Genomic DNA, 23,713 nt, shown 5'->3' on the forward strand with positions numbered 1-23,713 from the left:
CCGATGGACCGGCGGGGCACCTCGAACTTTTGTCGCTGCGTCTTTATAATCCGCAAACGCGGACGTGGAATCTCTACTTCGCCACGAACCGCGTGGGCGTGGTGAGCGACGCGATGACCGGCTCGTTCAAAAACGGTCGCGGGGTCTTCTTCAGCAACGATACGCTGAACGGAAGGGCCATTTTGGTTCGCTTTAGAGTCGATTCGTTCTCCCCGACCTCGGCACGCTCCGACCAATCGTTCTCAAGCGATGGCGGAAAGACGTGGGAAGTCAACTGGATCAACGATTACACGCGGATCTCACGGTAAGAGCGTAGGAAATTGCGGGCGATGCGGTCGCCGTGCTCGCTGAGGATCGATTCCGGGTGGAATTGCACGGCGACGATCGGCAGCGTGCGGTGCGCGACCGCTTGAATGACGCCGTCGTCGCTGTGCGCGGTCACGATGAGTTCAGCGGGGAGCGATGCGGGCTCGATGCACAGCGAGTGATAGCGCGTTGCGGTAAAGGGCGTCGGAACGCCCCCGAAGAGTCCGGTGCCGTCGTGGTGGATCGGCGACGTCTTCCCGTGCATGAGCTGCGGCGCGTGTCCGATGCGGCCGCCGAAGATCTCACCGACCGCCTGCAAGCCAAGACAGACGCCGAGTACCGGTTTGCGCGTCGCAGCCGCCGCGCGCAGCATAGCAAGCGTCGCCGGAACCTGACCGGGGTTCCCAGGCCCCGGCCCGACGACTAGCGCCGAGTAGTTGGCAAGCAGCGCGGGCTGCAGGCGCGCGTCGTCGTTGAGCATCACGTCGACCGTCGCCCCTTGCGAGACGAGCAGATGCACCACGTTGTACGTAAACGAATCGTAGTTATCGACGAACAAGAGATCGCTCATCGCGCGCACCCGCCCGCGTCGCCATCGAGACCGAGCACGGCGCGAACGATGCGCGTCTTGTGCAGGATCTCGTCGTACTCGGCCGCCGGATCGCTGTCGGCGACGATCCCGGCCGAGGCTTGCCAGTAGGCGACGCCGTCGCGCACGTGCACGCTGCGCAAGGTGATGCACGAATCGAAGTCGCCGCCGTCGGACCAGCGGCCGATGCTGCCGGCATAAAACCCGCGCGCAACCGGCTCGAGCTCGTCGATCAATTGCATCGCTCGAACTTTGGGCGTGCCGGTCACGGTTCCCGCCGGAAACCCGGCGGCGAAGAGATCGAGCCCGTCGCACTCCGCGCGCAGCGTGCCGGTAAGGTCCGAAACGATATGCATGACGTGGCTGTACCGCTCGATCTGCAGCAGTTCGGTCGGGCGGACGCTCCCGTACTCGCAGACCGCGCCCAAGTCGTTGCGGCCCAGATCGACCAGCATGACGTGCTCCGCTCGCTCCTTTTCGTTCGCCAGCAGCTCGGAGGCGATAGCCGCATCTTCACGCTCGTCGGATCCACGCGAACGGGTTCCGGCGAGCGGGCGGATGCGCGCCTTGCGTCCTTCCAGCCGCACGAGAAACTCGGGCGAAGCCCCCAGAACTTCGCCGAACGGCGTCTCCACGTAAAACATATACGGCGACGGATTGATCGAGCGCAGCGAGCGATACAAATCGAGCGCCGTGCCGTCAAAGCGTGCTCCGAAGCGGATGCCGAGCTGCAACTGATAAACGTCGCCGTCGTAAACGCACGTTTTAACCCGAGCGACGAGCGCGAGGTAGTCGTCGCGTGCGATCGATTGCGCGACCGGCTCGACGCCGCGTACGGATGCCGGGAGACGCGGCGCCGTTTCCAGCAGCGACCGCACGTATCCGTCGATGCGCCGTTCCAACGCGGCGGCGTCGTCGCCGCTCGTCCAGATGGTGAGGCGATCGGTAAAGTGATCGAAGATCAGCCAGGTCGCCGGAATCGCCACGTAGGCCGCCGGCATTGCCGGCGCGCTCGCGGCTCGCTCGGGCAATCGCGCGAACGGACGTGCGGCGTCGTAGGCAAACGCAACGAGCGCGCCGCCGAGCGGAGCGCTTTCGCCGATCGCCCGATGCGCGTTCACGAACGCGCGAACCTCGTTCAACAATTCGGGACCGCCCTCGAACGAGCGCGTCTGCCGGTACTCGACGCCGACGAACGAGTACCGCGAGATGCGTCCGCCGGTCTCGACGCTCTCGAGCAAGCACGACGCACCCGGCGTCGCAAGCGCCATATAGGCGGCGATGGGGGTGAACACGTCGGACGCGATCGTCCGCGTAATAACCATACCTTCTCCCTCGACTCACCCTGCAAAAAAGAAAAACGCCGCCCGGCATACCGGCGGCGTTCGATCTTCACCCTCGAAGGCGCGCGGAAATTACCGGCCGGAACGGACCGAAACCTGCCACCACCACGAAAGTACCAAGCGCATCGACGACCAGAATAGCCGATCGACGCCGGAAATTCCTGCGTGGCTAGAGCAGGTGGTTCGGCTCGCGGCTTTCACTTACACCATGCGCCGCACAACGGGGACGAGCTAGCGGCGCAGTTCCGGGTGTTCCTGCGTTAGCGCCGCCGCGTAGGCTGGCGGAACGTTTTCGAGAATCGCGCCGGCTGCGTCGGGCGACATGAGGGCGAAAATGCGTGCGACGTAAGCCAGGGGCAATTTTTGCACGACTTTCGCCGCGGCCTCGGCGTCCATCGATCCCCACTCCTGCGCCGTTCGACGCATGTCGGGCGTTCCGCTTTGGGCCAAGTCTTCGGTTTGCGCCGCCGGCTGCGCGATGGAAGCCCCGGCCGATTGAACGTTGTTCGCCTGCGACTCGCGCGGCGCCGGAGCCTGTGCTTGCGCGGCCCGCGTCTGCGCCTGGTTCAATTGCGTCTGCAGCGAGGAGATGCGTTTGTCGCGATCGGCCGTCTGCGTCTTTTCCACGGCGAGTTGCTTCTGCAGCGCGATGATCTGGCGATTTTGATCGGTGATCGTCTGGTTCTGCGCGGCGAAATGCAGCGGAGCGCCGACTGGGGCGGCCGCGCGCCATGCGGGCGCGAGCGGTCCGGTCGCGATCCAGTGCTGCGATGGCGGCCACGTAAATGCGCCGACTACGATCGCGAGCGCGATAACGGGCACCGCTATCCGCTTCCAGGGGAACTGCTTCCGGCGACGGCGGGTGACGATCACGAGAGACCTCCGGGCGCTTGCTGGGCGCGGCTATAGCGGCGTTCGTTGGCGTCGTCGGCGTCGCGTTGTTCGAGCCGGCTTTCGAGCGCCACGAATTGTTCGTATTTGCGCGTTTGCAGTTTTTCGATCGCCTTGCGATCCTTGCTTGCGTCCACGAGCAGTTCGCGCGCGCGCTCGAACTCGGCGCGGCGCGTTGCTACGACGCGCTCTTGGGCCGTAATCGCGCGATCGAGAAAATCCAGGTGGGCGTAGTGCAGGCGCAGCTGCTCGCTCGTAAACTCGCGATGATCTTCGCGCAAGGTCGTGGTATGGCGGCGAAACTCCGCATTGAGCCGCGCCAGTTCGTCCTGCGCGAGCGTCAATTCGCGCTGCCGAGCCGCCAGTGCTTGCGCGCGTTCGTCTTCGATGCGCTCGCGCTGATCGAGCACGGGTTTTAGCGCGAAGGTGAACTTCTTCATCACGCCACGCCCATCAATTGATTGACGGTCTGTTCGTACGATGACGACTCGTAGACGCCTTGTCGCAGGAAGTGCCGGATCGACTCAATCTTCGAGAGCGCCAAATCGACTCGCGGATTGCTGCCCGGAACGTACGCGCCGATGTTGATCAGATCTTCGGCGTCGCGGTAGGTCGCCATCACGTCGCGCACCGCGGACGCGGCCGAATGCTGGTTTTGATCGACCACGTCGGGCATCACGCGGCTGATGCTGCCGAGGACGTCGATCGCGGGGTAGTGGTTCGCCGCCGCGAGCTGGCGCGAGAGAACGATGTGTCCGTCGAGAATCGAACGCACTGCGTCGGCGACCGGCTCGTTCATATCGTCGCCGTCGACGAGCGTGGAGTACAGCCCGGTGATCGTACCGACCTGCGCCGTCCCCGCGCGTTCCAGAAGCTTCGGCAAGAGCGCGAAGACCGACGGCGTGTAACCGCGCGTGGTCGTCGGTTCGCCGATTGCGAGCCCGACTTCGCGCTGGGCCATTGCAAACCGCGTGACCGAATCCATCATCAGCATGACGTCGAGGCCCTGGTCCCGGAAATATTCGGCGATGGTCGTCGCCACGAAGGCGGCCTTGATGCGCACCAAAGCGGGCTGGTCGCTCGTGGAAACCACGACCACGCTGCGCCGCAGTCCATCTTCGCCAAGATCGCGCTCGATGAAGTCGCGCACCTCTTTGCCCCGCTCGCCGATGAGCGCGATGACGTTGATATCGGCCGACGTATTGCGCGCGATCATGCCGAGGATCGTCGACTTGCCGACGCCGCTACCCGCGAAGATGCCGACGCGCTGGCCCTTTCCGCAGGTCAGCAATCCGTCGATCGCGCGAATGCCGAGCGTCAGCGGCTCGGTGATTCGCTTGCGCGTGAGCGGATCGGGCGGCGCCGCCAAAACGCGCGAGCGCTTCTCTGCAACGATACGCCCCTTGCCGTCGATCGGGCGGCCCAACCCGTCGAGTACGCGCCCAAGAAGTCGATCCGTGCAGCCGATTTCAAGCGGCTTTCCAAGACTCACGACTTCTGAGCCGGCCCCGATACCGCGCAACTCGCCGAGCGGCATGATCAGCACGCGATTGTCGCGGAATCCCACGACTTCGGCAAGGACCGGCTCCGCCGTTCGCTTGTAGCTGATCTCGCAAGTCTCGCCGATCGCCATGTTTGGGCCGAGACTCTCGATCACGACGCCGATCACCTGGCGCACCTTTCCGTTCTGGCGCACGAGATCGACGGACTCGATCAATCCGATGTAGCGGTCCGCGGAAAAAACGGGCAGTTCGGTCACGCGCGTCAGCTCGCTTGAGCGGACGGGTTCAACAGACTCTCTTTGCCCGCCGGCGCGAGCGAGAGGGCTTCCTCAACGTGCAACAGGCGGCGAACCTCGCGCAGCTGCGTTGAAACCTTCGCATCGATGGTGCCGGCTTCGGTTTCGATGACCACGCCGCCGCGATCGACGCGCTGATCCTCGATCACGCGCAGATGTTCGATGTCGTTCATCGACATCATCGTGTCGCGATTCTCGCGCATCGTCTCGATGTCGGCGGGGTTCACGCGAACCGTCACCGTTTCGCGATTGATCAAGCGCGTCAGCGCGGCGCGCGTCATTTCGAGGACCGTTCCCGGCTCGAGCGCCACGTGTTCGTGCAAGATTCGTTCCGCGATGGTGGTTGCGAGGCGCACGATCTCCGGCTCGGCGCCCTCGATAATCTTATGGCGTTCCACCCGTGCCATTTCCACGAGACCGCGCATCGTCGAGAGCATTTCGTCCATCTCGGCCTGCGCCGCGGCCCGTCCGTCGCCGATGCCGACCTCGTGACCGGCGGCGCGCGCGGACTCTTCGATCTGCGCGACGCGAGCCGTCGCATCGTTAATCAAGGCGATTGCCCGCAGGCGCGCCTCTTCGAGCAGCGCGGTCGCGTCCGCGGCGGCCGCCGCGATGAGATTCTCGACCTGGGCGCGGACCGCTTCGCGATCCACCGGCGCTTGCGGACGGGGCTCGGTTTCGAATTCTACGGAACTCGCGGGTTCGACGAGATCGCGGGCGCGCGGCGGCGGCACGCTCATTTGCGGCGGCGCCTTGAGAACGTACGACCCATGCTTGACCAGCGCACCTTTGACGATCTTGCCCATCTAGACGAGTCGTTCGTCCTTTGCGCCGCGGGCGATGATGATTTGACCGTTCTCTTCGAGCGTGCGAATCACGTCGACGATCGACTGTTGGGCTTTGCCGACTTCGCGCATGCGCGTCGGTCCGAGCAGCTCGATCTCTTCGCGCAGCGTCGCGCTCGCCCGCGACGACATGTTTTTGTAGATTCGGCCGAGCATATCTTCGTTGGAAGATTTGAGCGCGAGCGCCAGATCTTTGCCGTCGACCTCTTTGAGGATGCGCTGGATCGAGCGATCGTCGAGGTTGACGATATCCTCGAAAACGAAGAGCAGGTTCTTGACTTCGGTCGCAAGTTCGGGATCGCGCTTTGAGAGCCCGTCGAGAATGTTTTTTTCCGTTTCGCGATCGACGAAGCCCATGACCGTCGCGAGCGACTGCACGCCGCCCGCCATCGAAAAGTCCGCGCCGCTCACGAGCAGGCGGCGGCCGAGAAGTTCGTCCAATTGTTCCAATACTTCCGGTGCGGTCTTCTGCAAAATGGCGATACGCATCGCGACCTCGGCCTGCAATTCCGGCGGCAGTGCGGAGAGCACGGCGCCGGCTTGATCCGGAGCCATGTAGACGAGGATCAGCGCGATCGTCTGCGGGTGTTCGTCTTGAATGAACTGCAGCAGTTGCGCCGGTTCGGTCTTTTTGATGAGTTCGAGTGGATTGCCGTGTTTGAGCGCCGCGAAGAGCCGGTTGGTCATGTCGTCGGCCTGACCCGCACCGAACGACCGCTCGAGAATCTCCTTCGCGTACTCGATTCCGCCCTCGTTGATGTACTTGAGCGCGATCGCGCGTTGGTACGCCTCCGTGATGACCGAATCGCGTTTCTCGATCGAGACCGTCGAAATTTTGGCGATTTCGAGCACGATGCGCTCGACCTCGTCCTGCCGCAAGAACTTGAAAATCGTTGCGGAGAGTTCGAGCCCGAGCGTGATGATCAGAATCGCGGCTTTTTCGGGCCCCGAGACCTCGACGATCGGATATTCGGGAGCGAACGCGCTCTCCGGCATGCCCGCCTCCATTCCGGCCAAGTTGACGATCGGACTATCGTGTTGCATGAATTACTCCGCCAACCAGAGTTTGACGAGCTTGGCAATGCTGTCGGGGTTCTCTTGCGCGACCGTCGTCACGTACTCGATCATCTGCTCGCGCGTCAGGTCGGCGGCCGACCGAATCGGTGCGGCGATGCCCGGCGCGCCGTCGAGCATCGGGTGCTCCTCGAACGGCGGCAGTTCTTCGGCGAGCGACGAGTCGAATGACGGCAACTCCATATCGGGGCGGAACGAGGAACCGCGCCGGCGCATCCGGCTTGCCAGCAGGCCGAGCAGGATCAGCGCTCCGACGCCGCCGAGTGCGAGCAGCGCCCAGAGCGGGACGCCGAGAACCTGCGTCGTGCCCTGACCGAACGTGGCCGGGGTCGTCAACGCGGGGTTAAACGGAATCGCTTCGACCGAGATTTGATCGCCGGTATTGAGGTTCAAGCCGGCAGCGGCGATCACCAAATTGCGAATCTGCGCGACGTTTGCGGGCGAGACGGCGTACTGCTGCGCACCGGTCGGCGCGGGCTGGCCGGGATTCTGCGCGCTCCCGGTATTCACGACCACCGCGACGCTGGTTTGCAGCACCTTGCCCGGGGCGTCGATGTGCTTGGTGTCCTGAACCGAGATGTTGTAGTTGGTCGTCGCTTCGGCTTTGTTGTACTTCCCCGACGACTGCGTGTTCTGAAGGCCCTGATACGTTGCGATGTTGCTGGTAGTTCCGGGAACGCCGGCCGCCCGGTTTTGCGGTTGCGAGCCGTTGTACGATTCGCGCTTCGTCTGCTGCGAGAGGACGGTGCCCTGCGGTGCGTAGGTCTTCGCTTCGGTCGAGTTCGCGTCGAAATTCATCTTGGTCGATACGCGGGCGACCGCGTGACGCGGCCCGAGCGTTTGATCGAGCATCGACTGAATGCTCTGCTGCAGGCCGGCCTCGTAGCGCTGCTTGGCGACGAGTTGCTCTTGCGTGAGGCTCAGCGCGTCGGGCGATCCGCCGTTCTCGGCGGCGTTCGCCGACGGCAGCAGCACCTGACCGTCTTGGTTGACGATCGTGACGTTTTCAGGTTTAAGTCCCTCGACCGCGCGCGACACGAGCATCGTGATGCCCTCGACCTGCTGCGGAGCGAGCGTCTCGCCGTCCTTCGTGGTAATTGCCACCGACGCGGTCGTCGGCGATTGCGTCGTCGAGTAGAGCGTGTCGTCGGGCTGCGCGATGTGCACGCGCACGGCCTGCACCGGCGAGAGCCCGCCGATCGTGCGTTCCAGCTCGCCTTCGGTCGCGCGCGTCTTGTCGAGCTTCTGCTCGAACTCGGTCATGCCGAAATTGGTCTTGTCGAACAGTTCGTAGCCGGTGCTGCCGCCTTTGATGACGTTGGAACCCGCGATGGCGACGCGCTCGTCGGAGAGATATTGAGAAGGAACGTACACGGTCTTGCCGTCGGACGAAAGCGTGTAAGGTACCTTGTCGTCTTTAAGATGCTGGGTGACGGCGCTCGCATCGGCCGGCGCGAGATTCGAGAAGAGCACTTCGTAGGGCTGCTTGTGGCCAAAATACAGAAAAGCGACGGCCAGCAGTGCGAAGAGCACCACGCCGATTCCACCGACTGCCAGACTGCGTCCCTGGCGGTTCTGTGACGCCCACATCGTGTCTATGCGGCCGGCAAGATCGTTCCACATCGCGGAGATGCGATCCACAAAGTCACCCTAGCAAAATATTTAGGCCGGCCTTGGCCATTGCATCGAACGTCCGTGCTCGACGGCAAAGGTCCACAGCGATTAGATAAATCGTATGGACTACTCAAAAGCTAGTATCGGAGATTATCCACAGGGTTTTAGGCGCGTCCGTTTAGCTGGCGAGCGCCGAGCGCTCGGGGCCGACCGAAACCAACTCGACGGGAACGCCGAGAAGCTCCGCGAGGCGGGCGACGTAGGCCCGCGCCGCAGCCGGCAAGTCGGCAAGACGCCGGATTGCGCCGAGATCGTCGGGCCAACCGTCGAGATACTCGACCTCGAGTTCGAGGCCCGGCAGACCGGCGGCTTCGAAGCCCACCGCCTTGCCGCCGAGGCGATAGCCGGTCACGATGCCGATGCGATCGAATCCGCTCAACACGTCGAGTTTCGTAATCGCGGCGGCGGTGAGTCCGTTGAGCCGGACCGCGTACTTTGCGGCAACGGCATCGAACCATCCGCAACGCCGCGGACGGCCGGTCACCGTGCCGAACTCGCCGCCGTTGCGGCGAAGCTGCTCGCCGCGTTCGTCGTGCAGCTCCGACGGGAACGGGCCGGCGCCGACGCGGGTCGCATAGGCCTTGACCACGCCGATCACGCGGCCGATGGCCGTCGGCCCGATGCCCAGACCGATGCAGGCACCACCGGCAAGCGTATGGGAGCTGGTAACGTAGGGATAGGTGCCGTATCCGACGTCCAACAGCGTGCCCTGGGCGCCTTCGATGAGGATCTTGCGACCGTTCTCGAGCCCGTCGTGAACGTACGAGACGCCGTCGACGACGTGCGGCCGAATGCGTTCGGCGGCCTCGAGCGTCTGGGCGATGAGTTCTTCTTCGGAGGGCAAGCCCGCGGAGGCGCCGAGCGCCGAGGCCCGGCTGTGCAGGTTGAAGCGGATCCGGTCGGCTAGAACTTCGCGCCGGGCGAGATCTCCGAACGTGATGCCGTTGCGCGCGACCTTATCCACGTAGGCAGGCCCGATGCCGCGCCCCGTCGTGCCGATCGCGGCGTCGCCGCGCGCGATTTCGTTCGCACGGTCCGCCGCCGCGTGATAGGCGAAGACCACGTGCGCGCGATCGGAGATTTTTACGCGCGAAACGTCGATGCCGATCTTCGCGAGGTTGTCGAGCTCGGTCGTTACGCCCGCCAAGCTCACGACGGTCCCGCCGCCGATGAAGAGGTCGCAGTGCGGCTGCAGGACGCCCGACGGCACGATCCGCAGCGCCAGTTTTCGATCGCCGACCTGAATGGAATGCCCGGCGTTGTCGCCGCCGCCGAACCGCGCGACGACGTCGAAGTCGCGCGCGTAGTAATCGACGATGCGGCCCTTGCCTTCGTCACCCCATTGGATGCCTACGATAATATCAGCGGTCTGTGCGGGCACGGCGAACTTTCTACGGACGAAGCGTTATTCGGAGCGGAACTCGAGATCGGAAGTATCGCCCATTGGGATCTCTCCGATGCCTTCGAACGACGTCATGATGTACTCCGAGAATAGCGCGTTGGGCCAACCGAAATCCTGGCGCGTAAACCGTTTCGGATCGTTCGGATCGAAGGATTCGTGCAAGAGGTGATCGCCGGGATCGCTATTGAGCAGTTCGGTGAGTACGTCGAGCTTCTCGCCGCGGCCGCCCGCGGTCAGGCCTTGCATAACGAGCGCCAGCGGCCAGATCCAGTGGTCGGGCGTGTGGTAGCTGCCGATCCCGCGCGCGATTCCGCCGGTGTAGTAGGCGGGATCGTCGGCCGAGAGCAAAAACGCCCGCGTGTTCAGGTAATTGCGATCGTTCGCGGTCGTGTATCCGATGTACGGCGCCGAAAGCAAGCTCGGGACGTTCGCGTCGTCGGTGAGGATCGCATGGCCGAGCCCGTCGACTTCGTAGGCGTAGACGTACCCGTATTTCGGCACGTTCACCAGACCAAACGTCTGGATCCCCTTTTGTACTTCGTCGCGCAGCGCTTTGGCTTGCTGAGCTTTGATCACGTTGTGATAGACGTCGCGTTCGATCTCGGCCATATCGCCGAGTGCGACGACGGCAAACATCTCCGACGGAATCAAATAGTTGTAGTAACAGGCATCGTCCGATGGCCGAAACCCGGTCCAGATCATGCCGGTGTAGCCCACGGGATTTCCGCGCCCGTCCTTGGGCAGTTCTTTGTGCGTGTAGTGCGAGTTGCGCGGGTGGTCTTGTTCGCGCTGCATCGTCGCGAGCACGGCGTCGAGCGCCTTGGCCTCATCGGGCGTAAAAACCGACGCGTCGCCGGTCGTCTTCCAATAGCTCCACGCGAGCGTTACCGGGTAAGCCAGCGAATCGAGTTCGAATTTCTGCTCCCACACGCGATAGTCGAGCGTAAAGGCGTTCGCGTAGGGGTCGACTTGAAGGTATTTCGATTCGCGCGCGACGATCGCTTTGAGGAGCGTTCGCACTTGCGGATCGTCCTTGGCATAGTATAAGTAGGGACGAACTTGAGCGCTGGCGTCGCGCAGCCACTCGGCGGGGATATCGCCGGTTTTTACGTACGCCGTTCCGTCGGGCGCAAACTGCGCGAGTTTCGTGGTGTCGAGCAACGCCGCGCGGAACATCTCCTGGAGATGCGCGTTGGGATTTTGATAATCCGCCGCGGCTTTTTGAATGGAGCCGATATCGAGCGACGAGGCTCGCATCGGCAGCACAAACGTACTCGCGATCGCAACGACAGCGAGCGAGCGCATGACGCATCGGCGGATAGAGCGGTTCACGTTATTGCGGCCAACTTCCATGAGCGTACAACGCAGGCAACTCGCGATAACGTCCCTTAAATCCGAGCCCGTATCCGACCACGTAGACGTCGGGGATCTCGAAACCGCGATATTTGAGTTCGATCGCCGCTAGACGGCGGTGCGGCCGGTCCAGCAGCGCGCAGACGGCGAGCGAAGCCGGGCCGCGAGCGCGCAGGCTCTTGAGCACGTACGAGAGCGTGAGCCCGGTATCGATGGTGTCCTCGACCAGGAGCACGTGCCGGCCCTCAACCGAGGCCGACGTGTCCTTTTCGAAACGAATACCTTCGGAGCCGGTATAGCGCGTGAGCGCGATAAAGTCGAACTCGCTTGGAATCTCGATAGCTCGCGTGAGATCGGCCACGAAGACGGCCGATGCATCGAGCACGCCGACGATCATCGGCAGCTTGCCCGCATAATCGCGCGAGATGGCCGCACCTAACTCGCCGACCCGCGCTGCGATGGTCTGCTCGTCGAAGAGGATGTCGGCGATCACGAAGCTTTTCCGAGTCGCTGTGCGAACACGCGCTCGACGTCGCGCTTGGTAAAGAGTTTGATGTTTATCTCCGGGTAGGCATCGCGCAGCAAACGCAGCTTTCGGTTCTTGCGCGTCTGCAGACGGGGCCGGATCACGGTCATCTCGAGATAAAGATCGAACTCCGGAAGGTAAAAATCCGGGGTGAACGACTCGAGAACGCCGCCTTGCGCGTCCCAGAGAATCGGGAAACTGCGCGGTTCGTACCGCCAGTCCACGCCGTAAAAATCCAAGAGCCGGGCGAGATCTGCTTCGCTGCAATGGGCGAACCGGGCCGCATACGTTGCCACGGACCAATTCCTACGACACGAGCGCTCCCGATTCCGCCCACACCGGGAGCGTTAACTCGAAGCGCGCGCCTCCCAGGCTAGACTCAGCAACGGAGATTTCGCCGCCCGCCCGCTCGACGATCAGCTTCACGATCGCGAGACCGATGCCCGTCCCCGGGCGCGACGCCGTCGAAGCTCCGCGAACGCGCAAACCGAAGATCGATTCACGCTCAACCGCACAGACGCCGGGCCCGTCGTCTTCCACCGTAATCACGACGAACGGATCGCGCACGCCGGAGCGAACGCGAACGCACCCGCGATCGCGCCCGTATTTGACGGCATTTTCCAGCAGATTGACCAGTGCTTGCACGCACGTGTCCCCTTCCATGGCGACCCGCACGTCACAGACGCTCGCATCTATCGCGATGCCGCGGGCGCGCGCGAAGGGCTCCACGCTCTCGGCGGCACGCTCGGCCGCTTCGCGCACGTTGCAGACCGCGCGCACGAAGGTGTCGGCCGAAAGATCGAGCAGCGAGAATTCGAACATTCCATCGAGCAGGCGGCCAAGACGCAGCGCCTCGCGGCGCGCCGTTTCCAGGAAGCGCCGCGAGGTGGCGGCGTCGGCCTCTCCCTCGAGCAGCGTATCCAGGTAGCCTCGTATCGAGGTGAGCGGCGTTCGCAGTTCGTGACCGATTGCGGCGAAGAATTCGTAACGCTCGCGTTCGCGCGCGCCGCGTTCCAACGCCGCTTCGATCTCGCGCTGCAAGCCTAGGAGCGGATCGTAATGCCGTAACATCGTCCACCCGATCTCGATGCGCGTATCGCAAACCAGCGAAATGCCGGCAGCGATACGTTCGAGCACCGCCCGGCAGTCGACGGGCGAGAGCGTTCGCTCTTCGCGCGACGGTGCGGCCATAACGATCGCGAATATGTCGCTGCCCGGATCGTGACCGAAAAGGTCGCCGGCGCGTAACGATTGCCGCGCCGATTTCACGAGCGCCGCGATCGTGCGCCGCTCGACGCGCAATGCGGCGCGCCGCCCCTCGCGCCACGCGATTCGTTCGAACTCCGGTAACCGGACGACCAAGAGCGGGACGGGGCGTGAGGCCAGCGCCGACTCGATCTCGCCGGCTACCTCTGCGAGCGGCAGCGGGCGTTTACGCGCGAGCGAACTTGTAACCGAAGCCATGGATCGTCTGCACCATCGCCGGCACGTTCGGTTCGCGTTCGATCTTCAACCGCACTCTGCGCACGTGTACGTCCACGGTCCGTTCGTCGCCCTCGAAATCGAATCCCCAAACGCGCTCGAGCAGCACGCGGCGCGAGAGTGCGACACCCGGATTGCTGGCTAGCGCGAAGAGCAGCGCGAACTCGCGGGGCTTGAACCGTGCATCGATTCCGTCGATGCGCACTTCGCGCGCGGCTTCGTCGATCTCGAGCCGTCCGAACGTCAGCACGGCCGGCGGTGCGTCGTAGACTTGTCCCGTTCGCCGTACGATCGCCTTCACGCGCGCAACCACTTCGCGCGCCGAAAACGGTTTGAGGATGTAGTCGTCGGCACCGAGTTCCAATCCGACGATCCGATCGATCTCATCCGTTCGCGCGGTCAGCATCACGATCGGAATCTCCCGCCGTTCGCGCCGAAGCGTGCGCGCCACATCGAATCCGTCGACGCCGGGCAGCCCCACGTCCAGCAGCAACAGATCGGCGAAGCTGCGCGCCGCGCGCAGAGCCGCGTTTCCGTCGCCGACTGCGAGAACCTCGAAGCCTTCGCGTGCGAGGTGATGCGTTAAGAGATCGCGGATCGACGGATCGTCCTCGGCGAGCAAAACCTTTAGGGCGGACATGCCTGACGTAGTGCCCGAGCACGGTCCGCCCCGGACACCGCTACGAGCTAGCGGCCTTCGTGACGAGAAGCGGCGCAAAGTGCGAGCGCAGCGGCAGCGCGACGAGCAGCCAGAGCACCGTCACCACGATGGGTGCGGGTAGGCCAATCGGCGCCATGGTGAGATGGAAGATATAGATATTAAAGATCACCGCGGCGAGCGCGGTTAATGCGAGCGGTACGAACCGATTCGCCAGCAGCAAGAGACCGGTGATCATTTGGATTGCATCGACGAAGAGCACCCATCCCGACTTGAAGAACACATCCTGGAAAGCGCCCGCTAGTCCCGGCGGCGCCTGCGGTGGATTATGGAAGATCAGAAATCCTGAGAGCCCGGCCGCGACGAATATGAGGCCTAGCAAGATGCGCGCGATCGTGGAAGCCGTCTTCATGATCCTACTCCTTAACGTCTTAGTGCAGCGCTAGGGTATCATATGTTACTTGCTAAAAGCAAGTGGTTAGCTTAAAAGAAAGTGGCAGGGCCGTCCTTCGACAAGCTCAGGATGACAACAAGGGGATGCGTCCTGCTTTTTTTGTCGCCCCCCCTTGTCATGCTGAGCTTGTCGAAGCATGAGCTTGTCGAAGCATGAGCTTGTCGAGGCCTAGTCCCCCTCTTGTCAAGCGATGGGCGCCGCTTTTTTTGCCACAGCGCGAGGGGCCTGATCCCGCTTGGATTATTCGGTTTCGAGGGCGTTTGCGAATGGGCCGTAGGTTGCGGCATGTTCGCGTAGTTTGCGGTAGATGAGCGATGCGGGGAAGCCTAGGCGTTCGAGGGCGCGTGCCGCCGAAGAATAATTCGTCTCGGGTTTGGTTCGAAAGAGTTTCTCGAGCGCGAGCGCGATGCGGACGGACTCGTCGGTCTCGCTCTGCTGCACCGCGCGATGGGCGGCGTCGCGATCGATGCCTTTGCGAACCAGTTCGCCGACGAGCCGCACGTTGCCCACGGCCTTGCGTTTCTGCTCGACGTAGAGTTGCGCGTACAGGCGGTCGTCTACATAACCGTCGGCCGTGCAGCGGTCGAGCGCGCTGCGGATCGCCGCGTCTTCGTACCCTTTGCGTTCGAGTTTCTGCCAGAGCTGCGCTTGCGTAAGACGGCGTTGCGCGAGCATGCGCAACGCCGTTATGTAGCACTTCCGAAGCGCGCCGTCGCGCTCGTCCATTACTCTGCCGAGATGGGCTGCGCTTGGCCGTTGCGGGAGACCGCGCCGGCGAGCTGTTCGCGAATCTTCGCCGTGATCTCGTCGGCGAGGTCGAGGTGCTCCTCGAGATATGACTTCGCGTTCTCGCGGCCTTGACCGATGCGCGTGTCGCCGTAGGTATACCACGATCCGCTCTTGCCGACGATGTTCTGCTCGAGCGCGACGTCGAGAATCGAACCCATTTTGCTGATGCCGCGGCCGTAGGTGATGTCGAACTCGGCCATCCGGAATGGCGGGGCGACCTTGTTCTTCACCACCTTGACGCGCGTCCGCGTACCGACGACGTCGGTGCCGATCTTGATTTGCTCGAGCTTGCGAACGTCGAGACGAATCGACGCGTAAAACTTCAGCGCGCGTCCGCCTGAGGTGGTCTCGGGACTGCCGAACATTACGCCGACTTTTTCGCGCAGTTGATTGATGAAGACCATGACGGTCTTACTGCGCGAGATCGCCGCGGTGAGTTTGCGCAGCGCCTGCGACATCAAGCGCGCCTGGAGGCCGACGTGCGTATCGCCCATATCGCCTTCGAGTTCGGCCTTGGTCACCAGGGCCGCGACCGAGTCGAGCACGACAATGTCGACCGCGTTGGAGCGGATCAGCATCTCGGCGATATCGAGCGCCTGTTCGCCGGTATCGGGCTGCGAGACGAGCAGATTATCGAGATCGACGCCGAGGGCCGCCGCATACGTGGGATCGAGAGCGTGCTCGACATCGATGAACGCAGCGGTACCGCCGGTCTTCTGCGCCTCGGCGATCGCGTGAAGCGCGAGGGTCGTCTTACCGCTGGATTCCGGCCCGTAGATCTCGACGATTCGGCCGCGTGGAAACCCGCCGACGCCCAGTGCCAGGTCGAGCGCGATCGAGCCTGAGGGGACGACCTCAAAAGCCATCCGCTCTTGAAAATCGCCCATTCGCATGATCGAGCCCTTACCGAACTGCCGCTCGATCTGTGCGAGGGCGTTACTGAGGGCGACCTGCCGTTCGTCTTGCGCTGCCATTATTTACCATCTCCGTCTCAACAACAAATGCTCTTTGTGCCATCACTCTATGGCCTGCCGGTGCCAAGTGGGTGGCATCCGGCATGTCATCTTTAGCCGTTGGTATACGGCACCGCCAATCGAACTCCTGTTCGATTGGCAGGCAACGCGAGCCGCTACGGACGCGCGTCCTCGAAGAGGGCGTCGACGAACTCGGCGGGCTTAAACGGACGCAGCGCCTCCGCCGTCTCGCCCAAACCGATGAACTTGATCGGGATCTCCAGCGTGTCGACGATCGCGACGAGGACGCCGCCTTTGGCCGTCGAGTCGAGCTTAGTGACCACGACGCCCGTCAGCGCGGTCGTATCGTTGAAGAGCTTGGCTTGGGAGATCGCGTTTTGACCGGTCGTACCGTCGACGACCAGCAGCGTCTCCGCGGGCGCCGCGCCGGTCTCGCGTTCGATGATGCGGCGCATCTTCTTGAGCTCTTCCATCAAATTGATCTTGGTCTGCAGCCGGCCCGCCGTGTCGACCATAATGACGTCCGCGCGGCGCGCTAGACCCGCCTGCACGCCGTCGAAGACGACCGATGCCGGATCGGCGCCTTCTTTGCCGCGCACGAAATCCGCACCGCTACGCTCGGCCCAGATCGCGAGCTGCTCGGCGGCCGCGGCTCGAAACGTGTCGGCGGCGACCAGCAGCACGCGCTTGCCGTCTTTGCGAAAGCGCGTCGCGAGTTTGCCGATGGTCGTGGTTTTCCCGCTTCCGTTGACACCGACGACGAGGACGACTGCCGGGCGTTTCGCGAGATCGAGTTCGGCGCCCGGAAGCGTGAGAAAACGCTCCACGTCTTTGCGAAACCGCGCCACGACTTGATCGCTCGTTCGCCACGCTTCTTGCTTGGCGACCGTCTTGAGCCCGGTGAGAATCTTTTCGGTGGTCGGGACGCCGAAATCGGCCAGCAAGAGCAGCTCTTCGAGTTCGTCCCAAACCTCGGGCGTCAGCGGTTTCTTCGCGCGCCCCAGGGTCTCGACGCCTGAGAGCGTTTCGCGCGCGCGTCCGAAGGACGTCTTGAGTTTCGTAAGCCAGCTCACGGCGTCAGAGGGTTCGGGACGCTCCCCTCGGGCCCTGTCGTGATTGTACCGCCGCATCGAGTCGAATCAAAGCCAGACTCGCTTCGCCGCCGTTCGCGCGCATTTCGACCGGACCGTCGACGCGGATCGTATCGCCGGCCCGCGCTCGCTGCGGCCGGCGCAGGTCCGGCGTCGTTACGTCGACCGCTCCGTCGATCACGTAGCTGAACTGAGGGCCATCATCTTCGCCCGTTTTCAGTGTTTCGCTGACGCGCCGTACGTCGATGCTATGGCGCCACTGCGCGCGGCGCGTCATGATATTGAGATCGCGAACCGGCCCGTCGAGTAAGCGGCATCGCGTCTTCCATTCACCCATAAATGCAAACGAACGGTGCGCGCGATCGAGCGTAACGGTCTTGCCGTTTTCAAACGTTAGCACGATACCGTTCCCATCGAGCGGCAGAATCGTGCGGTCGTAGCCGGCGAAATCCGAGAACGGTCCGTCGCATTCAATCGTCGCAAGCGTTAGCCGCCACCCGCCGTCGAGTTCGACCGCGATCTCGCGTGTGGTGCCGCCGCCGTTCTTCCACGGTACGACCGGATATGCGGAGCCGCGCAGGATTGCGAACATGGATCTAGATCAACAGCGGGTTTAGCGCGGAGTCGGCCGGCTCGCCGGGCTGGATTCCCGGCATAAACGCTTCCCAATCCGCATAGTGCTGCTTGCGCGTAGGCGCGCAGAGCCGAATTCCGTCCTCCATATAAATCACCGTCATGACCGAGCGCGGTGCGTCCGTGCGGTTGGGACCCGTATGATGAAAGACCCAACCCGAATGGAAGCTGACGTCTCCGAGTGCGAACGGTTCGCAGACTTCCCGGTAATGGCCCGCGGCTAGGGCTTTCGAGAGGCTACGCTCGCTCGCATCGGAGATCTCGAGATCGCGGCCGAAACGCATGCGCTGACTTCCCGCCGCAAACGCGAGGGGGCCCATGACGACCGGCGTCGCTTGCAGCGGCACCCAGGCCGTCACCACCTTGTCGCTCGAGAGCGGCCAATAAAACTGGTCCGCATGCCACGGCGTGAATCCGCCGCCCGGCTCTTTGTAGAGCGCTTGATCGTGATAGAGCCGCACGCGCGCGACGCCGAGCAGTTGCGCGGCGATTCCCGCGAGCCGCTTTCCGAACACGAACGAACGAGCGAGATCGCTGGTACGCCACAGGTTGGTCACCTGCAGAAAGGCCTGGTGATACGTGTCGCGGTCGTGCACGGCTGCCGCCGGCGGATTGCGCCGCAGCACTTCTTCTTCGATACCGGCGCGATACGTATCGAGCGCTGCGGGCTCCAAAATCCCCGGCATGCGTACGAATCCGTCGCGTTCGTAGTTCGCGCGCGCCGCCGGATCGAGGCGCAAGGGAGTATCGATCATCTACGGCGTGTGACTGCGCTTGGCGGCTTGTGCGTCCACGCGGAAAACGTACGCCAGCACTTCGGCGACGACCGCATAGAGTTCGCGCGGGATATGCTCGCTCAAATCGAGCCGCGCGAGCGCTTCCACCAGACCCGCATCCTCGTGCAGCGGAATGTTCCGCTCCTTGGCAACGCGCACGATCTCGTCGGCGATCAGTCCGCGCCCTACGGCCACGATCTCCGGCGGATCGCTGCCCACCGGATCGTACTTGAGCGCGGCCGCAGCCGGACGCGGTCCGACTTTCTTGCGAAAATCGTAATAGCGTTGATCGCTCACGCGCGCAGATCCAAACCGGCCGCGCGTGCGGGAGAACCGTTTGGTAACGGCAGCGCGCCGGGCGTCGCCGCGACGGCCGGCGTTGCGGCGACGGCCGCGGTCATCGACGCGATGCGGTAACGCAGATGCTCGAGCCGGCTTTGGAGTTCGGGCAGCGTCGTCGCGAAGCGATCGGCCGCGCGCTGACGTTCGGTTTTAACGTCGACTTGAACCTGACGTCCGACGGTTTTGAGATCGATCGCGACCGTGCCGAGAGTCGCCGTGTCGAGCACGAACGCGACGTGAAAGTTATCCGCATCCAGCTTCTCCCGGCGTGCGGGCGCATCGCGGTCGACGCGAATCTGCGCCGGCGCCGCGCCCTCGTAAAAGAACACGGGCAAACTCAAGGAAAACGCCTCCGGCGTCTGCGCGTTGGCTGCAAGGGTGTTGAGCTGCGCGCCGGTCAGCGTCGTCAACACGTCGCCGAGCGCCTGCGCGAGTGCCGGCGACGTTTGCGCCGGCGGTTGACGCACGAGTGAGAGGACCAGCGATTTCACGTCGTGGTCGAGCGCTGCGTGCTGCACCACGGCTTTCGCTTCCGCGACGACCGGCGGCACGACGGGAGCGTTCTGCGGGGAAGCCGGCTTCGCGTCGGGTGCGGATGCGGCCGACGCGGCGCCATGAGCGCGTACGAGCCGCACGAGTTTAGCCTCGGCGCCTTCGAGGACGTTCGAGACGAACGACGCGAGTTGCGCCGGAAACGTGCGCTCGTTACCGGGCTCCAGTCGCGAGACGAATGCGAGCATCGTACGCAGCGTCGAGATACGAGCGTCCGTGCTCGCGCGCGGCAGGAGCGCGTCGAGGCGCGCGAAGACCTTTGGAATCGTGGCGACAGCCCGCGCGGCGATTCGCGCGGCGGCGAGGGTCGGCGGCGTACTCGGCACGCGCAGCGACGCGAGCAGCGCCTGCGGCGTTCGCGACACGTTGGCAAGGTTCGGCGCCGCAACGCCGCGCGGCGTCGACACCGTTCGCGGCGTGACGAGCGGACGAAGCGCCGCCGCCCGGCCCGAAGCGGCCGGAACCTGTGCGAGCGACGTTGCGGCGGCGATGCGAACGTCGAGCTCGCCGACGGCCTGCATGTGCGTCGGCACGGCAGGCGGCGGAACCGTCCGCACGGAGGCGGCGACGAAAACCGCGCGCGGGGGGGCGAGCGGCGGCGTTTGCGCCGGTGTTTGCGGCGGCGTTTGAGCCGGCGGCGCGGCTTGCGCTCTGGAAGTATCGATAGTCGTAAGCGTTGCCGTCTGACCGTTGCGGGGTGCGACTTGGATCGTGGCCGTCGGCACGGGATTCTGTGGGTCGGGCCGGCCCAGATTGTGAACGAGAATCTGATTGCCCGAAAAAGCCGTGACTTGCAAGAGCAGCGTTTCGCCCGGAAAGACGTCGGGCGGCAACTGCGCGACAACCTGTTGGCCCAGGATGTCGAGGAGATCGTGGCCGTTCTGCGGGGGAAGAACCGTCGCGGCGAGCACGTCGCCGACGCTGAGTTGCGCTTGTAAAATTTCGAGTGGTATGCCGAGCGTGAGCGCGGCATCGGCAAGCGCGGCTGCGGCGGCCCCCGCCCGTTGCGCGAGCAGACCGGCCAGTGGATCGATGGTAGACACTACGCCGAAACGTCGATGAAGTGGCCGCCATCGCCCGCCAAGCCGAGCGGCCCGGCTTCCTCGCCGGCGTCGCCATCGGCCTTTTGGCGGCCGCGGCCGCCGGGCTGCCGATCGGGTTCCCCTTCGGAACGAGCCTTGACGCGATTGCCTTCGCTCTTGGCGGTCTCGTCGATGTGTTCTTCGCGCTCTTTGAGCTGCGCGGCAAAGGCCGCCTGAGCGGCGCCCTGGGCGGCGGCGGGCGCGTTTTGGGCGTGATCGGCTATCGCCGCATTTGCTGGGGCGGCTAAATAGGCGAGCTGAAGATCGACCGGCCGAATCGCCATGGCGTCGGATTCCCCCTGGTTACTCTCTACTCCACTATATCGGCCGGCGGGGCCGGCTTGCGCAGGTACTTTTGTTTGACGTTCGGGTCGCCCTCACGGTATCCGAGGTCGGAGCTGAGCTCCTTGAGCTTCTGCCGGAGATGGATGACCGCTTGCGCGTGGATCTGCGAGACGCGCGACTCCGAGACGTTGAGCGCGCCCTTGATCTCTTTGAGCGTTTGACCTTCGAAGTAGTAGAGCGAGATGACGATCTTCTCTTGATGCGAGAGTTCCTCGACCGCTCGAACGAGAGATGCCTTGATCTCGCGCTGCTCGACCGCCGAGGTGACGTCGTTCGAGCCGTCCTTGAGCGTGTCGACGAGCGGAATCTCGTAGCCCTTCTCGTTGGGCAAGAACTCCTCGAGCGAGAGCACCGAGGTCCCTCGAACGCGCTGCATCAGCTGGTCGAGTTCTTTACGGGTGATCCCCATGCGATCGGCGACCTCGTCTTCGGTCGCACCTCGGCCGTATTCGATCTCGAGTTCCTGATACGTGCGCTCGAGCTCCCGGGCGCGCTGGCGTACCGCGCGCGGAACCCAGTCGAGCGACCGCAGCGCGTCCAAAATCGCGCCGTTGATGCGAGTGATCGCATACGTCTCAAACTTTACGCCGCGTTCGTCGTCGTATTTTTCTATCGCATCGATCAATCCCAAGATACCGTCGTTGATGAGATCGTTGATCTCAACGTTCGGCGGTAAGTTTACCGAGATGCGTCCCGCAACGTACTTGACCAAGTGCAAGTATTTGTGAACGATCTCTTCTCGAGAGAGTTCGACGCCGCCGATGACGTAGCGGTGCGAACTACTACGGGCCAGCTTCATCCACGCTCCGGATGGCGGGTCCGATTCCCGCCGGTTGCTCACAGAAGTTACGCATACCGATAGATCATCCTACTAAGGAGACTCCCGTCAGCTCGCAAAGCGCGGGTGCGACGTCCTCGAGCGCGGCGACTCGATCGACGACGCCGGCGAGCGCGGCCGCTCTCGGCATGCCGTAAACCACGCACGACGCAGCGTCCTGACCGACCACATAACCGCCCGCTTCCTTGATCCGCCGCAGACCCGCCACGCCATCTTGGCCCATGCCGGTAAGGATGACCCCAATCGCCGCGCTTCCGTAGACGTCGGCGACCGACGCGGTCATGCAATCGACGCTCGGCACGTGCAGCGACGCTTCCGCATCCGCCGAGAGCAGCACCTCAACCTCGCCGGCGCTGCGACGCAGGGTCAGTTGTTTGCCGGCCGGCGCGATAACCACCAGACCGGGCCGCAGACGCAACCCGTCGCGACCTTCCGTGACGCTGAGTTTGCTTTGAGCGTTGAGGCGCTCGGCAAGCGGGCGCGTGAAGCCCGGCGGCATGTGCTGAACGACGACGATCGGCACCGGGAACGAGGACGGCAGACGCGGGATAACCTGCGAAAGCGCCACCGGGCCGCCGGTCGAAGTGCCGATCGCGACGCACTCGAACGTACCGTTTCCGGCGAGTCGGGCGATCTCGGCTCCCGCGACCGGCGTCGCGGCGAGTTGGGGCCGCACCGAACGCACCGAGCGCTTTGCAAAGACCCGCACTTTTTCGGTCAACTCGCGCGCGACGTCTTTGATATTAACGTAGGCGGAGTCCGGCTTCGGAATGAAATCGACCGCACCCAAATCCAGCGCGCGAAAGGTAATCTCCGCGCCTTGCTGCGTCAGCGCGCTCACCATGATGATCGGCGTCGCCCGCTTGGCCATGATCTCGCGCACGGCGTCGAGCCCGCTCATCCCGGGCATTTCGACATCCATCGTCACGACGTCGGGTGCGAACTGCTCGACTTTGGCGACCGCCTCCACGCCGTTGCGCGCCGTAGCGCAGACGACGATCTCGGGCTCGCTTTCGAGCATCTTCGAGATCGCGCGCCGCATGAAAGCCGAATCGTCGACCACGAGAACGTTAATTGGCATGTGATTTAAGCCTGTAGTAGATTGCTTTTGGTGTGATGACCGGTTCGTAGAGATCCGTCAAACGCATGATGGACTCCGCATGACCGAGGAAGAGGTAGCCGCGCGGGCGCAACGCGCGCGCGAACGCTTCGACGACCCGCTTTTGCGTCGGTTTGTCGAAATAGATCAGCACGTTGCGGCAGAAGATCGCGTCCACCGGTCCGACGCCCGCCACGGAATCGGCATCTAAGAGATTCAATCGGAAAAATTCCACCATCCGCTTAACCTCGTCCGAGATGAGAAAGCCGGCCTCGAACGGCTTGAAGTAGCGCTGGATGACCGGCGGCTCCGTGGCTCGGAAACTCAACTCGCGGTAGAATCCCATCGCGGCGCGCTCGAGCGCGCGCGGCGAAACGTCGCTCGCGCGAATGTGCAGTTGCGCCGGCGTCACCCGCTTCGTCTCGAGCAGCATCATCGCGAGCGTAAACGGTTCTTCTCCCGTCGAACATGCCGAAGACCACACGCGTAACCGGCCGCGCGCGCGCAGCGCGTCGTCCAGCACTTCGGTCGCGAGCACTTCCAACTGCGCGCGTTCGCGAAAAAAATACGTTTCGTTGTTGGAGAGCACCGAAGCCAGCTCGTTCCATTCGCGCTCGCGTTCCGCGTTGCTTGCGAGATACCGGCGATAGGCGGCGAAGTCCGGCAGGCCGTTTTTGACCAGCCGCGTTTGGAGGCGGCTCTGCAGCAAGAATTGCTTGGTATCGTCGTAATAGATCCCGAACCGTTCGCGAATGAGGTCGCGCAATGCGCGAAACTCCGCTTCCGAAATGAGCACG

The 23,713-nt window shown here is 63.6% G+C and carries 26 protein-coding genes and 1 pseudogene; 1 reads left to right on the forward strand and 26 read right to left on the reverse strand.

Annotated elements, in window-relative coordinates; genetic code table 11:
* Positions 1-308: hypothetical protein (locus VIG32_10205; GenBank protein ID HEY8298382.1), on the forward strand; the 308-nt coding region annotated here is incomplete at its 5' end.
* On the opposite strand, the gene VIG32_10210 is transcribed toward VIG32_10205, so the two are convergent.
* The 26 genes and pseudogenes from VIG32_10210 to VIG32_10335 form a co-directional block, all read right to left on the reverse strand.
* Positions 287-877 (reverse strand): aminodeoxychorismate/anthranilate synthase component II, encoded by a 591-nt coding sequence (locus tag VIG32_10210; protein ID HEY8298383.1) that lies wholly within the window; start codon positions 875-877, stop codon positions 287-289. The two genes, VIG32_10205 and VIG32_10210, sit on opposite strands and share 22 nt — an antisense overlap.
* Positions 874-2,220, reverse strand: a complete 1,347-nt coding sequence (locus VIG32_10215) for a chorismate-binding protein (protein ID HEY8298384.1) — start codon at positions 2,218-2,220, stop codon at positions 874-876. The genes VIG32_10210 and VIG32_10215 overlap by 4 nt, the downstream gene beginning before the upstream one ends.
* Before the next feature lie 249 nt (positions 2,221-2,469).
* Positions 2,470-3,111, reverse strand: a complete 642-nt coding sequence (locus VIG32_10220) for a hypothetical protein (GenBank protein ID HEY8298385.1) — start codon at positions 3,109-3,111, stop codon at positions 2,470-2,472.
* On the reverse strand, positions 3,108-3,569 hold the full coding sequence (fliJ, locus tag VIG32_10225; protein ID HEY8298386.1) for a flagellar export protein FliJ: 462 nt from the start codon (positions 3,567-3,569) through the stop codon (positions 3,108-3,110). Before fliJ ends, VIG32_10220 begins: the two co-directional genes overlap by 4 nt.
* Positions 3,569-4,888, reverse strand: coding sequence for a flagellar protein export ATPase FliI (gene fliI / locus VIG32_10230; GenBank protein HEY8298387.1), 1,320 nt, complete (start codon positions 4,886-4,888; stop codon positions 3,569-3,571). Before fliI ends, fliJ begins: the two co-directional genes overlap by 1 nt.
* A gap of 5 nt (positions 4,889-4,893) precedes the next feature.
* Positions 4,894-5,733, reverse strand: coding sequence for a FliH/SctL family protein (locus VIG32_10235; GenBank protein ID HEY8298388.1), 840 nt, complete (start codon positions 5,731-5,733; stop codon positions 4,894-4,896).
* Entirely contained in the window at positions 5,734-6,816 is a 1,083-nt protein-coding gene (fliG, locus tag VIG32_10240; GenBank protein HEY8298389.1) for a flagellar motor switch protein FliG, read from the reverse strand.
* Positions 6,817-6,819: 3 nt separating this feature from the next.
* On the reverse strand, positions 6,820-8,487 hold the full coding sequence (fliF, locus tag VIG32_10245) for a flagellar basal-body MS-ring/collar protein FliF (protein ID HEY8298390.1): 1,668 nt from the start codon (positions 8,485-8,487) through the stop codon (positions 6,820-6,822).
* Between the two features lie 151 nt (positions 8,488-8,638).
* Positions 8,639-9,901, reverse strand: a complete 1,263-nt coding sequence (locus tag VIG32_10250; GenBank protein ID HEY8298391.1) for an adenylosuccinate synthase — start codon at positions 9,899-9,901, stop codon at positions 8,639-8,641.
* A 24-nt stretch (positions 9,902-9,925) separates the two neighbouring features.
* A complete protein-coding gene (locus VIG32_10255) occupies positions 9,926-11,227 on the reverse strand; it encodes a glycoside hydrolase family 125 protein (protein HEY8298392.1) in 1,302 nt (433 codons plus the stop codon).
* Positions 11,228-11,255: 28 nt separating this feature from the next.
* Positions 11,256-11,768: a hypoxanthine phosphoribosyltransferase gene (gene hpt, locus VIG32_10260; protein HEY8298393.1), complete on the reverse strand. Its 513-nt coding sequence runs from the start codon at positions 11,766-11,768 to the stop codon at positions 11,256-11,258.
* Positions 11,765-12,097, reverse strand: a complete 333-nt coding sequence (locus VIG32_10265) for a hypothetical protein (protein HEY8298394.1) — start codon at positions 12,095-12,097, stop codon at positions 11,765-11,767. Before VIG32_10265 ends, hpt begins: the two co-directional genes overlap by 4 nt.
* A 10-nt stretch (positions 12,098-12,107) precedes the next feature.
* A complete protein-coding gene (locus VIG32_10270; GenBank protein HEY8298395.1) occupies positions 12,108-13,265 on the reverse strand; it encodes a HAMP domain-containing sensor histidine kinase in 1,158 nt (385 codons plus the stop codon).
* Positions 13,234-13,923, reverse strand: coding sequence for a response regulator transcription factor (locus tag VIG32_10275; protein HEY8298396.1), 690 nt, complete (start codon positions 13,921-13,923; stop codon positions 13,234-13,236). The genes VIG32_10270 and VIG32_10275 overlap by 32 nt, the downstream gene beginning before the upstream one ends.
* A gap of 40 nt (positions 13,924-13,963) precedes the next feature.
* The gene (locus tag VIG32_10280; GenBank protein ID HEY8298397.1) at positions 13,964-14,353 is read right to left on the reverse strand and encodes a hypothetical protein; all 390 of its coding nucleotides are present in this window, start codon (positions 14,351-14,353) and stop codon (positions 13,964-13,966) included.
* 282 nt (positions 14,354-14,635) lie between these two features.
* Positions 14,636-15,121: a regulatory protein RecX gene (locus tag VIG32_10285; protein ID HEY8298398.1), complete on the reverse strand. Its 486-nt coding sequence runs from the start codon at positions 15,119-15,121 to the stop codon at positions 14,636-14,638.
* Positions 15,121-16,158 (reverse strand): annotated as a pseudogene (gene recA, locus VIG32_10290) (recombinase RecA). The gene VIG32_10285 and the pseudogene recA overlap by 1 nt, the downstream one beginning before the upstream one ends.
* Positions 16,159-16,313: 155 nt before the next feature.
* The gene (gene ftsY / locus VIG32_10295; protein ID HEY8298399.1) at positions 16,314-17,231 is read right to left on the reverse strand and encodes a signal recognition particle-docking protein FtsY; all 918 of its coding nucleotides are present in this window, start codon (positions 17,229-17,231) and stop codon (positions 16,314-16,316) included.
* Positions 17,232-17,235: 4 nt separating this feature from the next.
* On the reverse strand, positions 17,236-17,841 hold the full coding sequence (locus VIG32_10300; GenBank protein ID HEY8298400.1) for a HutD family protein: 606 nt from the start codon (positions 17,839-17,841) through the stop codon (positions 17,236-17,238).
* 4 nt (positions 17,842-17,845) lie between these two features.
* The gene (locus VIG32_10305; GenBank protein ID HEY8298401.1) at positions 17,846-18,637 is read right to left on the reverse strand and encodes a phytanoyl-CoA dioxygenase family protein; all 792 of its coding nucleotides are present in this window, start codon (positions 18,635-18,637) and stop codon (positions 17,846-17,848) included.
* Positions 18,638-18,955 (reverse strand): EscU/YscU/HrcU family type III secretion system export apparatus switch protein, encoded by a 318-nt coding sequence (locus VIG32_10310; GenBank protein ID HEY8298402.1) that lies wholly within the window; start codon positions 18,953-18,955, stop codon positions 18,638-18,640. It lies immediately after the preceding gene.
* Entirely contained in the window at positions 18,952-20,595 is a 1,644-nt protein-coding gene (locus tag VIG32_10315; GenBank protein HEY8298403.1) for a flagellar hook-length control protein FliK, read from the reverse strand. The genes VIG32_10310 and VIG32_10315 overlap by 4 nt, the downstream gene beginning before the upstream one ends.
* Positions 20,595-20,918: a hypothetical protein gene (locus VIG32_10320; GenBank protein ID HEY8298404.1), complete on the reverse strand. Its 324-nt coding sequence runs from the start codon at positions 20,916-20,918 to the stop codon at positions 20,595-20,597. Before VIG32_10320 ends, VIG32_10315 begins: the two co-directional genes overlap by 1 nt.
* A 26-nt stretch (positions 20,919-20,944) precedes the next feature.
* Positions 20,945-21,778 (reverse strand): FliA/WhiG family RNA polymerase sigma factor, encoded by an 834-nt coding sequence (locus tag VIG32_10325; protein ID HEY8298405.1) that lies wholly within the window; start codon positions 21,776-21,778, stop codon positions 20,945-20,947.
* 64 nt (positions 21,779-21,842) lie between these two features.
* Positions 21,843-22,898 carry a chemotaxis response regulator protein-glutamate methylesterase gene (locus tag VIG32_10330; protein ID HEY8298406.1) on the reverse strand — a complete coding sequence of 352 codons (1,056 nt, stop codon included), beginning with the start codon at positions 22,896-22,898 and terminating at the stop codon, positions 21,843-21,845.
* The gene (locus VIG32_10335; GenBank protein HEY8298407.1) at positions 22,888-23,712 is read right to left on the reverse strand and encodes a CheR family methyltransferase; all 825 of its coding nucleotides are present in this window, start codon (positions 23,710-23,712) and stop codon (positions 22,888-22,890) included. The genes VIG32_10330 and VIG32_10335 overlap by 11 nt, the downstream gene beginning before the upstream one ends.
* Between the last annotated feature and the right edge of the window lies 1 nt (position 23,713).

The organism is Candidatus Baltobacteraceae bacterium (assembly GCA_036559195.1).
Taxonomy (GTDB): domain Bacteria; phylum Vulcanimicrobiota; class Vulcanimicrobiia; order Vulcanimicrobiales; family Vulcanimicrobiaceae; genus JALYTZ01.

Bases quoted from the DNA above. Each gene is read 5' to 3' on its own strand.
- VIG32_10305 (HEY8298401.1), bottom strand. From the start codon at position 18,637: ATGATCGATACTCCCTTGCGCCTCGATCCGGCGGCGCGCGCGAACTAC.
- VIG32_10325 (HEY8298405.1), bottom strand. From the start codon at position 21,778: ATGAAGCTGGCCCGTAGTAGTTCGCACCGCTACGTCATCGGCGGCGTC.
- VIG32_10330 (HEY8298406.1), bottom strand. From the start codon at position 22,898: ATGCCAATTAACGTTCTCGTGGTCGACGATTCGGCTTTCATGCGGCGC.
- VIG32_10270 (HEY8298395.1), bottom strand. From the start codon at position 13,265: ATGGCTTCGGTTACAAGTTCGCTCGCGCGTAAACGCCCGCTGCCGCTC.
- VIG32_10210 (HEY8298383.1), bottom strand. From the start codon at position 877: ATGAGCGATCTCTTGTTCGTCGATAACTACGATTCGTTTACGTACAAC.
- VIG32_10280 (HEY8298397.1), bottom strand. From the start codon at position 14,353: ATGAAGACGGCTTCCACGATCGCGCGCATCTTGCTAGGCCTCATATTC.
- VIG32_10285 (HEY8298398.1), bottom strand. From the start codon at position 15,121: ATGGACGAGCGCGACGGCGCGCTTCGGAAGTGCTACATAACGGCGTTG.
- VIG32_10320 (HEY8298404.1), bottom strand. From the start codon at position 20,918: ATGGCGATTCGGCCGGTCGATCTTCAGCTCGCCTATTTAGCCGCCCCA.
- VIG32_10275 (HEY8298396.1), bottom strand. From the start codon at position 13,923: ATGTCCGCCCTAAAGGTTTTGCTCGCCGAGGACGATCCGTCGATCCGC.
- fliG (HEY8298389.1), bottom strand. From the start codon at position 6,816: ATGCAACACGATAGTCCGATCGTCAACTTGGCCGGAATGGAGGCGGGC.
- VIG32_10300 (HEY8298400.1), bottom strand. From the start codon at position 17,841: ATGTTCGCAATCCTGCGCGGCTCCGCATATCCGGTCGTACCGTGGAAG.
- VIG32_10235 (HEY8298388.1), bottom strand. From the start codon at position 5,733: ATGGGCAAGATCGTCAAAGGTGCGCTGGTCAAGCATGGGTCGTACGTT.
- fliJ (HEY8298386.1), bottom strand. From the start codon at position 3,569: ATGAAGAAGTTCACCTTCGCGCTAAAACCCGTGCTCGATCAGCGCGAG.
- VIG32_10255 (HEY8298392.1), bottom strand. From the start codon at position 11,227: ATGCGCTCGCTCGCTGTCGTTGCGATCGCGAGTACGTTTGTGCTGCCG.
- VIG32_10215 (HEY8298384.1), bottom strand. From the start codon at position 2,220: ATGGTTATTACGCGGACGATCGCGTCCGACGTGTTCACCCCCATCGCC.